This window comes from Methylocapsa sp. S129 (genome assembly GCF_009765995.1).
Taxonomy (GTDB): domain Bacteria; phylum Pseudomonadota; class Alphaproteobacteria; order Rhizobiales; family Beijerinckiaceae; genus Roseiarcus.
This window is the reverse complement of the sequence record NZ_LMUI01000050.1, coordinates 139,710-149,129: the sequence shown is the minus strand read 5'-3', so window position 1 is coordinate 149,129 and position 9,420 is coordinate 139,710. Positions and strand designations below refer to the sequence as shown.

The window sequence follows — 9,420 nt, the reverse complement described above, 5'->3', positions numbered from 1 at the left end:
GCTGAGGGATGGCGACGATTGGCCGACTTGATCGAAGGATATGCAATCGCTCAACGCAAATCACTCGTGTGAATCCCGTAGCGCTTCGCGGGAGAAGGTGGCGCGCAGCGCCGGATGAGGGCCTCTCGGCGTGAAGGCCCTTTTTCTGTGGCGCCCAGCTTCGCGGCCCTCATCCGACCCGACTTCGTCGGGCCACCTTCTCCCGCTTCGCGGGCGAAGGATGTGTTCGCACTCCACGTGTCACTGTTCGCTCAGCCACGCCGCCGAGCCGCCGTACGGCGGTGGCATCGCAACGTTGGTTCAGCTCGAACTAGGCGCTCCCTCGCCATGACCGTTGGCGCGCGCCCACTCTCGGGTGGCCTTTGCGGCGAGGAGCCCCAAGTGTAACGTCGCCGCCAGCCGAACTTCGGCTAAAGGGGGGAACGATGCCGCAACTCCGCTCGCTGCCGGCGCAACCGACGATGCGCGATCTTTACAAGGCCTATCCGGCGACCTGCAAGCCGCTGGGCGAGCTCACGGAGGCGGCGATGCGCGGCCCGTCGCCCTTCACGCAAGGGCAGCGCGAACTGATCGCCGCTTATGTCTCGGGCCTCAACGCCTGCGCCTATTGCCACACGACGCATGTCGCCGTGGCGGCGGCCTGCGGCGTCGCGCCTGAACTGTTCAAGGCTTTGCTCGCCGATGTCGAGACCGCGCCGGTCGAGGCGAAGATGAAGCCGATCCTCGCCTACGCCAGAAAGCTGACGCTGAGCCCCGCGCGCATCACGGCGGCCGACGCCGCGGCGGTCTACGACGCCGGCTGGGGCGATGACGCGCTCTATGCGACAGCGCTGGTGGCCGCGCTGTTCAATTTCTACAATCGCCTCGTCGAAGGCGTCGGGCTCGCCTTGCCCGATGGCTATGCGGCCGAGGCGGGCAAGCGGCTTTCGACCAGCGGCTATGACGTTTTCGCCCAGATCGCGCGCGCGTAGCGCCGCCCACTATGAAACTTCGCGCATCGACATGGCTTTGGATCAGCCTCGCGCTGATCGTGGCTTTTGCTTTATCGCCGCTCGCGCCGGCGATCGGCGCCGGCGAATTCGGCGCGTCGATGGGATGCCGGGTCGACGAGGCGGGCGTCCACCCCTGCCTTGTCCTCGGCTCCGACGTCGGAGGCCTGCTCAACACCATGTTCGTCATGGGCTGGTTGATGTTTCTCACCCTACCGCTCGCCGGGATCGCCGGCCTCATCTGGCTCGGCTTCGCCGTGTGGATTTTGTTTTTCCGGCGCAGGCGGGTTTAACAGAGGGCTCCGCGGCGCTTGGCGCGCCGCGCTCACTCACATGTCGCCCCGTCCTTCCGCGCTTCGAAAGCGTGCAGGCTGACGCGCCAGGAGACGGCGCCGATATGGGCGGAGGCGGGGCCGTCGAGGCGGCCGCAGAGCACGGCTTCGTCGATCTTCGTGCCGCCGACAAGGCCGGTGGCGAGGAAGTCGATGGGGACGGGGGTTTTTTCGACGACGATCACCTGCTCGATCAGCGTCTTGTCGCGCGTCGTGAGGCCGACGGTGATCTCCCCGCTCGCCGGTTGCGCAGCGCCGAGCTTGGAGGCGCGCGGCGGCCCCAGCGTGACCTTGCCGTCGGCGATCGTCACCGCGAAGGTCAACTCCTGCCCCGATTTCAGATCAAACGCCTGCGCGGCGGCCTCGGCGCCCAGTGCGGCCCATGGCGCGAAAGCGCCGCAGGCGAGGGTCGCAGCCGATAAGCCAACGCGGAAGGGTCTCATGCCGGCGTCTCGCACAAGCGGGGGGCAAGTCGGCTGAGCTTATACACCGGAGCCGGCTCGCGTCCGAACTTTCGCGGCCGGGCGGCTCACGCCGCTTCATCCGTCTTCGCCGTCAGCTTGACGCCGAGCGCCTTCATGACGCCGAGCAGCGTCGTCAATTGCGGGTCGCCTTCAAGGCTCAGCGCCTTGTAGAGGGCGGCGCGCGTCACGCCGGCGGCGCGCGCCACCTGCGCCATGCCGCGCGCCCGCGCCACAGTGCCGAGCGCGGCGGCGATATAGCCAGCCTCGCCGGTTTCGAGCGCATCGGCGATAAGACGCGCCTGGGATTGGGGATCGGGAAAATATTTCGCGGGATCGAACGGGAAGGTCTCGGTCGCCATGAATTCACTCCTCGATGCCGTCCGCGAGCACAATCGCGGCTCTAATGTCGCGCGCCTGGGTTCGCTTGTCGCCGCCGCACAGCAGCAGGACGATTGCTCCGCCGCGACGCGCGAAATAGACCCGGTACCCGGGGCCATAATCGATCCGAAGCTCGCTGACCCCTCCGCCAACCGATTTGGCGTCGCCGAACAGACCGCCTTGCAGGCGCACGATCCTCTGCGCAATCCGCTCGACGGCGCGCCTGTCAGCGAGATTGGCCAGCCAATCGCGAAAAGCGGCGGTTTGGCGAACTTCGATCATCCGTATCTTATAAGAGACAGGCGCGTCCTTGCTGTCAACTAAAAGATACAGGCGCTGAGCGTTTCCCTCGCCATGACGGCGAGCCCGCCCAACAGCGCGCGCCGTCGATCAAATGCTCCCGCCCCACCGACGTCGTTAATCAAGTCTAAAGGCCGGCGCCGCAGAATCATTTCGAAAGCGAAGCAAAAGCACGTCAAATGATAAACCATAGCGTTGCGTCAGGCGCGGTCATTCCGCGGGGGCGTCGTCGTTCATTCCGGCCCTTTCTGGTCGGCGTTCTCGTTGGCGTTTTCCCCGGCGCTTTCGCTCTGTGCCTGGGCTTGTTGGCGGTTGGCTCGATGCTGCAGCCGCTTTCCCTGCCTGTCGCCGCCCCCGCATTCGTCCTGCCGCCAGCGGCTGTCGCCGCCGCGGCCGCGTCGCGGAAGGCGGCGATCGCCGCGCTGATCGCGCCAAAGCCGCCGGTCGCCGTGCTTGCCGACAATGCCTTGTTCGATCCTGAATTCGCAGCGGCTTCGCCGCTGTCTTCGCCGGCGCGCGCCCCTGTTGCGGCATACCGCGTCCAACCGGAATCGCGCCTGCTTGTCGCGGCGCTCGCCGCGCCAAAGGACGCGCAGCCCGCTTGGGAGCAGGCGGCTTCCGTGCTTGGCGAGGCGGCGCCCGCGCCGCCGGCGCGTCTCGCCGAAGCCGCCATGCCCGCCATCCCGCCGGTCGCCGTCCGCGCTCTGGCCTTGAGCGGCAACGGCGCTCTGCCAGCCACGCCTCTGCCCGACGGCCGAACCATGGAGAAGCTGTTTGGCGCGGCGAAGCCGGCTGCGCCCGCGCAGGCCTACGCATCCGCGGAAAGCGGCGTGTCCACCGCCGCGCTCGGCGGCGCATCGGGCCCGTCGGCGCGCTATGACCAGTGGACCGCGGTTTATGATCTCTCGGCCCATACCGTCTACCTGCCCAATGGCGCGCGATTGGAGGCCCATTCGGGCCTCGGCAACCGGCTGGACGATCCCGCCCATGTCAACGAACGCAATCGGGGGGCGACGCCGCCCCACCTCTACGAACTCGCGTCGCTAGGCCAGCCTTTCCATGGGGTGCTGGCTTTGCGCCTCAATCCTGTCGGCGAGGGCGGCATTTATGGCCGCGACGGTCTCCTCGCCCACACCTACATGCTCGGGCCGCGAGGCGATTCCAACGGATGCGTCGCCTTCCGGAACTACAACGCCTTCCTGCAGGCGTATCAAACGGGGCAGGTGAAGCGCTTGGCGGTCGTCGCGCGGTTGGATTGAGCTGGCGGCGCGGGGAAAGATACGCATTGCGTTATGTCCTCGGCGCTTTCCGCAACCCCTTCACGCCGCCGTGCGGGGCTCGATCGCGGCGAGTTCTTGCGCCAGCAGCTTCGATTGCGCATTCAGATCGTATTTGGCCTGCATGTTCATGAACCATTGCGGATCGACCGCGAAAAAGCGTCCGAGGCGCAGCGCGATATTGGCCGTAATGCCTTGGCGGCCGTGGCAGATTTCATGGATGCGGCTGCGCGTGACATGGATCGCCTTGGCGAGCGCATAGACCGACAGGCCCATCGGTTCGATGAACTCCTCGCGCAGGATGACGCCCGGATGCGGCATGGGAATGTCTGAAGTCACGGAAGTCTCCTAGTGGTAGTCGACAAACTCAACGTCATACGCATCGCCGTTGCGCCAAACGAAACAAATTCGCCACTGGTCGTTGACGCGGATGGCGTGCTGACCGCGTCGACTTCCCGAAAGCGCTTCAAGCCGGTTGCCAGGCGGGACGCGCAAGTCCTCAAGCCGCGTGACCGTGTCAAGAAGGAACAATTTGTTGACGGCGCGTTTAGCGACGTCAGGCGCTATGTTCCTTGGCGTCTTGCCGCCGGCCAAGTGTTCAGTCCGCTTGTCCCGGAATGTCCTGATCATCCGGCTATAGTACTAATAAATAGAACGCTCGTCAATTTTAGCAAGGCGCCCTGGCTTGCGCCCGCGGCTCCGTTCGGGCGCATATTGCTTTTCCCTGCGCGCCGGCGCTAATCTCGCCGCGGGAGGGGTGGCGCATGATCGGGCGTCGCGCTGCATTGGCGGGCATCGGGCTGTTGGGCGCTGTCGGGGCGTCGGCGCAGGAATTGTCGCCGCTTCTCTTGCATCCGCCGGCGCGCCAGAGCGCCAGCGCCGTCGGCTTGGCGTCCTGGTACGGGCGCGAGTTTCACGGCCACATGACCGCCGACGGCGAAACCTTCGACATGCGGGCGCTTTCGGCGGCCCATAGGACGATGCCGCTGCCGAGCTATGCGCGCGTCACCAATCTGGCCAACGGCCGTTCGGTCATCGTGCGCGTCAACGACCGCGGTCCGTTCGTCGGCGGGCGGATGCTCGACGTGTCGGCGCGCGTCGCCGACCTGCTCGAATTCAATCATGCTGGCGTTGCGAAGATTCGGCTCGACTATGTCGGCAAAGCGCCGCCGGCAGGGTCCGATGGGCCCGCACTCTTGGCGAGTCTGCGAACGGGCGGCGCGCCGGTCGTCGCCGCCGTCGCGCCGCTCGCGGGGGCCAACGGTCCAGTGCGGCCGGCAAGCCTGCGAACGGGCGAGGCGCTGGCCTTCGCCGCGCCTTCGCCGCTTGCTGGGTCCAATGGCCTGGCGCTCCTGGTGAGCCTGCGAACGGGCGACGCGCCGGCCGCTGCGCCTGCGCCGCCGCTGGACGAGGGCGAGACCGTCGTCGCGCGCTCGCGAGGGATTGAATTGCGACCGTCTTACGATGCCGCATCCGCGCCGCCGGCGCCCGCGCGGGGCGAAACCGTCGTCGCGCGATTGGTCGAGCGCCCGCGGGCGGCCGAACCGCCATCGCCTTACGGCGAATTGATCGCCTATCCCTTCTCGCCTTATGGCCAGTTGATCGCCTACCCCTTCGTGGCGCAGGCCGCTCAGCCCTAGGCGCGGCCGCGTCGCCAGAAGGCTTCGGACGCAAAACCGCCCCAATGTGCCTCCAGCAAGGCGGCGCAACGGCGCCTTCCCGGTACGGAGGCGCTCGTGAAACCGTTCTTCCTCGTGATTGAATATTATTCCAGCGTTGCCGACGTCATTAATGAAGTCTAAAGGCACGCGCGGCAAAATCATTTCGAAAGCGAGGCATAAGCAGAGCAAATGATATACGATAGCGTTGCGTCAGATCCTTTCATTGCGCTGGATTTCCGTCGTTTAGCCCGACAAGTGCTTTCCTGCGTCGTCCCGGGGGCCCTTGCTGTCGGCTTAAGCGCGGTGGGGGTCGCCTGGATACTTCAGAGACTCCCTCCCGCCGCCGCGCCCGAAGCTATGCGCGCGCCGGCCACCTCCCTGGCGATCGCGCCGGCGCAGAAGGTCGCCGCTAATCCCTATGGCGCCTTGTTCGACCCCGGGTTTTTTGCAGGGCCGGGGCATTTCTCGCCGACGCCCAGCCCTGTCGCCGGATCGAACGTTCGGCCGGCCGCGCCCATTGTTTCGGCCGCGCTCCCTGCGCCGGAAAACCCCCCGCCGCCGACAAAGCAGACCGCTTCCCTGACGAGCGAAAGTGCGCCTTTGCCGCCGCATCGTCCCGCCGAATTCGCAGCGCCGGCCAGTCCCGCGCCGGCCCCGGCCAGCCCTCCGGTCGCCGTCCGCCATGTCATGCAGAGCGCCAAGGACGCTGTCCCCGCCGCCGCGCCGCCCGACAATCGAAGCTTCTTCGAGAAGATCTTTGGCGCGAGCAAACCGTCGGGACCGCCGCTCGCCTACGCATCCGCGGAAGGCGGCCTGCTTGGCGCCGCGTTCAGCGGCGCATCGGGCCCGTCGAGCCGTTACGATCGATGGACCGCCGTTTATGATCTTGCCGCGCACACCGTCTATTTGCCCAATGGAACGCGACTGGAAGCGCATTCGGGCCTCGGCGACAGGCTGGACGATCCCAATCACGTCAACGAACGCAATCGCGGGGCGACGCCGCCCCATGTTTACGAACTTGAGCCCCGGGAGCAATCCTTCCACGGCGTGCAGGCGTTGCGTCTCAATCCCGTTGGCGGCGGCGACGTCTTCGGGCGGGCGGGTCTCCTCGCGCATAGCTACATGCTGGGCCCAAACGGCGATTCCAATGGATGCGTGTCCTTCAGGAACTATGAGGCCTTCTTGCAGGCCTATCAGTCGGGCCAGGTGAAACGTCTGGCCGTTGTGGCGCGTCTGGACTGAGGGGTGCGCGATCTGTCCCGTGTTGCGCGGATGGGATGTCTGCACGATCTCTTCCAGAAGCCGCCCCGCCGGCGCTGAGCGCGACTGGAGGGGGCGCCGATCGGATCGGTTGCTGGCGATCGCACGCCATTCGCAAGGAACGCTCTTGATCGCCATTCGCCGCGTCTTCGCAGCCTTCGCGCTCCTCGTCAGCGGCCCCGCGCTTTGCCTGGACGCTCCGACGGGCGCGCAGCGTCAAACGTCTCCTGAATTTGCGCGGCGGAGTTACGGGCAGAACTATGCGGATATCGCCCTCGCGCTCTGCGTCGCGCAGGCCTATGCGTCTGAGCCGCGCGCGAACCACGACGCCAATGCGACCGCCGGCGGGATCGACCAAAGGTCGAACTTCCCCGAAGCCGGCCACGAAGCGATCGCGTCGCTGATCACGCGTTATCTCGCGCGCGACTATCCGTCGGTCCAGGGGCCTGGGACCAGGCTCGATTTGATGAAGTGCCTCGACCTGTACCATAGCGAGGAGCTGGCCGCGCAGGTCAGGCGCTTCGTGCCGACTCCGAGCCGCAGCTATGAGAGGGACCATCCATCCGCGAAACCATGACGGTTCGCCGATGATTATCGCTCATCCTCCTCGGCTCGCGCTCGATGTTGCCGCGGCCGGCGGTTTCGGGTTCAATGGCGATGGATCGCGAGGCGCCATTGATGCGAAAAATTCCCATCGTATGGCTGCTGGCCCTCGTATTGTCGTCCTGCGACGGGTTCAGCGCGGCGTTCGACGGATTTCGACAATCAAACGAAGTCGCCGAATCCTTAGAAAAATCATCGGGAATGAAACCGGAAGTCGGCTTCAATTGGAGCAACGGCAGACTTCTGTCCGTGACCGTCACCTTTCCCAGGCTCCCCAAAGCGCAATCTGTCGAGGAGCTGGCCGCGGCGACCGAGAAGGCCGTCGCGGCGAGCTTCAAACAGAATCCGGAAAAGATCGTCTTCGGCTTCGATTTGCAGCCGGCGCCGTCTCAGTAGAGGCGAATATTTCGTGTGAGAGGCGGCGCAACCCTTAGCCCAGCATCTCCCGCACAAGCGGAATCACCGACCCGCCATAAAGCTGGATGCAGCGCGCCAACTTCTCATGCGACAGCGCCCCCGCGCTATATTTCATGGTGAAGCGCGAAATGCCGAGGGCCTCCGCCGTCGCGGCGATTTTGCGCGCGACCGTTTGCGGCGAACCGACATAGAGCGAGCCGCGCTCGATTTCAGAAATGAACTCCGCGCGTTCCATCGCCGGCCAGCCCCGCTCGGCGCCGATCCGATCGCGCATCTGTTTATAATCGGGCCAAAGCTCCTCTCGCGCCTGCTCGTCGGTGTTGGCGATATAGCCGGGCGAGTGCACGCCTATCGCCTGCGCCGTTCCGCCGAGCTGCGCGAACGCGCGGTGATAGAGTTCGACGAAGGGTTTAAACCGCAGGGGATCTCCGCCGATGATGGCGAGCATCAGCGGCAGTTGATAGCGGGCGGCGCGGATGACCGATTCCGGACTGCCGCCAACGCCGATCCAGGTTTTCAGCGTTCCCGTCTCGATCGGCGGAAAAACCCGCTGATTGGTCAGAGGCGGGCGCAGATTGCCCTTCCAGGTCACCGCGCCTTGTTTGAGGAGCGCGGCGAAAAGATCGAGCTTTTCTTCGAACAACTCCTGATATTGCGAGAGCTTGAAACCGAACAAAGGAAAGGACTCGGTGAACGAGCCGCGCCCGAGGATCACTTCAGCGCGCCCGTTCGACGCGGCGTCGAGCGTCGCGAAGCGTTGGAACACACGAATAGGATCGTCGGAGCTGAGCACCGTCACGGCGGAGCCAAGGCGGATCCGCTTCGTGCGTCCGGCGATCGCGGCAAGCACGATCTCCGGAGAGGACACCGCGAAATCGGCGCGGTGATGCTCGCCGATCCCGAAAAAATCGACGCCCGCTTCGTCAGCCAGAACCGCCTCGTCGATGACGTTGCGGATGACTTGCGCGTGAGGCAGGAGGCTTTTGTCGGGTCCGGCGGTGACGTCGCCAAACGTATCCAGCCCGAATTCCAGATATTGCGGCATGCCTTCTCCGTTCCGTTCCGTCTTCGTAGCATCCTGTCGCGGAAGTACGGATCGCCTCGTCAATAACGAGGTTCGCCCTTTTGGCAAAGCGCGGCGATGTTTGGAGGGCGAAAAGCGGGCTGCTTTGCTTTTCAAGGCTTGCATCGAGCGGGCCGCCAAACGATCCCACAGATCGCTCGCCCGCTCGGCTTTAATCGTCTTCAATGCGCGGCGATCGCCGCGCGGAACGGTTGGCGCGCGCGATGCGCCCGCTTGGCGGTCGTCTCGATCGCGCGCGCATCAATAGCGGAGGCGCTGGGATATCAGCCCCAAAGCGCCTCGGCCGGCCTATTGTTGGGTGGCGATGCAGCGATAGCCCTGGCCGTTGGGGAACGGCTCGGACTGCGTCCCAGGTTGGCACGGCCCTACGTCGGAAAACGCGGGGACCGCTCCGTAAGCTCTCGGCTGATACGCCCTTTGTTCCTGCAAGAGCACGCCCGTGGGGTCGTCGGCGTAGGCGCTGGCGGAAGCCAGCAGCAAGGTCAGGACCGCGCCGCATTTCAAGATTTGACGAGTCATTTTCATCTCCTTTGTCGCCTTCACCTGAATTACGTTGGCGGTGGGATGAAAGTTGCGGGACATGCCGCTCACGATCATGTGAGGGCCGCGCCAACATCGAGTCAACGCTCTTCGCCCGTCGTTTTTGAGGCGGTCG

14 protein-coding genes are annotated in these 9,420 nt (G+C 65.3%); 7 read left to right on the top strand and 7 right to left on the bottom strand.

Features of this window, described 5'->3' with window-relative positions:
* Positions 1-425 precede the first annotated feature (425 nt).
* Together GSQ90_RS28460 and GSQ90_RS28455 are read left to right on the top strand one after the other, a co-directional pair.
* Positions 426-971 (top strand): carboxymuconolactone decarboxylase family protein, encoded by a 546-nt coding sequence (locus GSQ90_RS28460; protein WP_158818361.1) that lies wholly within the window; start codon positions 426-428, stop codon positions 969-971.
* Between the two features lie 11 nt (positions 972-982).
* A complete protein-coding gene (locus GSQ90_RS28455) occupies positions 983-1,282 on the top strand; it encodes a hypothetical protein (RefSeq protein WP_158818360.1) in 300 nt (99 codons plus the stop codon).
* Between the two features lie 32 nt (positions 1,283-1,314).
* Here the strand turns inward: GSQ90_RS28455 and GSQ90_RS28450 are convergent, their stop codons facing one another.
* The 3 genes from GSQ90_RS28450 to GSQ90_RS28440 form a co-directional block, all read right to left on the bottom strand.
* Positions 1,315-1,764 carry a hypothetical protein gene (locus GSQ90_RS28450; protein WP_158818359.1) on the bottom strand — a complete coding sequence of 150 codons (450 nt, stop codon included), beginning with the start codon at positions 1,762-1,764 and terminating at the stop codon, positions 1,315-1,317.
* A gap of 86 nt (positions 1,765-1,850) precedes the next feature.
* The gene (locus tag GSQ90_RS28445; protein WP_158818358.1) at positions 1,851-2,144 is read right to left on the bottom strand and encodes an addiction module antidote protein; all 294 of its coding nucleotides are present in this window, start codon (positions 2,142-2,144) and stop codon (positions 1,851-1,853) included.
* A 4-nt stretch (positions 2,145-2,148) separates the two neighbouring features.
* Positions 2,149-2,445 carry a type II toxin-antitoxin system RelE/ParE family toxin gene (locus GSQ90_RS28440; RefSeq protein ID WP_158818357.1) on the bottom strand — a complete coding sequence of 99 codons (297 nt, stop codon included), beginning with the start codon at positions 2,443-2,445 and terminating at the stop codon, positions 2,149-2,151.
* A 197-nt stretch (positions 2,446-2,642) separates the two neighbouring features.
* Here GSQ90_RS28440 and GSQ90_RS28435 point away from each other — a divergent pair, with 197 nt between their 5' ends.
* Positions 2,643-3,722 carry a DUF2778 domain-containing protein gene (locus GSQ90_RS28435; RefSeq protein WP_158818356.1) on the top strand — a complete coding sequence of 360 codons (1,080 nt, stop codon included), beginning with the start codon at positions 2,643-2,645 and terminating at the stop codon, positions 3,720-3,722.
* A gap of 60 nt (positions 3,723-3,782) precedes the next feature.
* Here GSQ90_RS28435 and GSQ90_RS28430 read toward each other — a convergent pair whose 3' ends face one another.
* Both GSQ90_RS28430 and GSQ90_RS28425 read right to left on the bottom strand, forming a co-directional pair.
* Positions 3,783-4,079 (bottom strand): HigA family addiction module antitoxin, encoded by a 297-nt coding sequence (locus tag GSQ90_RS28430; protein ID WP_246731821.1) that lies wholly within the window; start codon positions 4,077-4,079, stop codon positions 3,783-3,785.
* A 9-nt stretch (positions 4,080-4,088) separates the two neighbouring features.
* Positions 4,089-4,370 carry a type II toxin-antitoxin system RelE/ParE family toxin gene (locus GSQ90_RS28425; protein WP_158818355.1) on the bottom strand — a complete coding sequence of 94 codons (282 nt, stop codon included), beginning with the start codon at positions 4,368-4,370 and terminating at the stop codon, positions 4,089-4,091.
* Between the two features lie 134 nt (positions 4,371-4,504).
* On the opposite strand from GSQ90_RS28425, the gene GSQ90_RS32775 reads away from it, so the two are divergent.
* The 4 genes from GSQ90_RS32775 (at position 4,505) to GSQ90_RS28405 (ending at position 7,660) form a co-directional block, all read left to right on the top strand.
* Positions 4,505-5,380, top strand: coding sequence for a septal ring lytic transglycosylase RlpA family protein (locus GSQ90_RS32775; protein WP_158818354.1), 876 nt, complete (start codon positions 4,505-4,507; stop codon positions 5,378-5,380).
* A 378-nt stretch (positions 5,381-5,758) separates the two neighbouring features.
* Positions 5,759-6,643, top strand: a complete 885-nt coding sequence (locus tag GSQ90_RS28415; RefSeq protein ID WP_246731820.1) for a DUF2778 domain-containing protein — start codon at positions 5,759-5,761, stop codon at positions 6,641-6,643.
* Positions 6,644-6,788: 145 nt separating this feature from the next.
* Entirely contained in the window at positions 6,789-7,238 is a 450-nt protein-coding gene (locus GSQ90_RS28410; RefSeq protein WP_158818352.1) for a T6SS amidase immunity protein Tai4 family protein, read from the top strand.
* Positions 7,239-7,339: 101 nt separating this feature from the next.
* Complete coding sequence (locus tag GSQ90_RS28405; RefSeq protein ID WP_158818351.1) at positions 7,340-7,660, top strand: hypothetical protein; 321 nt, start codon at positions 7,340-7,342, stop codon at positions 7,658-7,660.
* A 34-nt stretch (positions 7,661-7,694) separates the two neighbouring features.
* Here the strand turns inward: GSQ90_RS28405 and GSQ90_RS28400 are convergent, their stop codons facing one another.
* Both GSQ90_RS28400 and GSQ90_RS28395 read right to left on the bottom strand, forming a co-directional pair.
* On the bottom strand, positions 7,695-8,726 hold the full coding sequence (locus tag GSQ90_RS28400; RefSeq protein WP_158818350.1) for an LLM class flavin-dependent oxidoreductase: 1,032 nt from the start codon (positions 8,724-8,726) through the stop codon (positions 7,695-7,697).
* A 327-nt stretch (positions 8,727-9,053) separates the two neighbouring features.
* Complete coding sequence (locus GSQ90_RS28395) at positions 9,054-9,284, bottom strand: hypothetical protein (protein WP_158818349.1); 231 nt, start codon at positions 9,282-9,284, stop codon at positions 9,054-9,056.
* Positions 9,285-9,420: the final 136 nt, after the last annotated feature.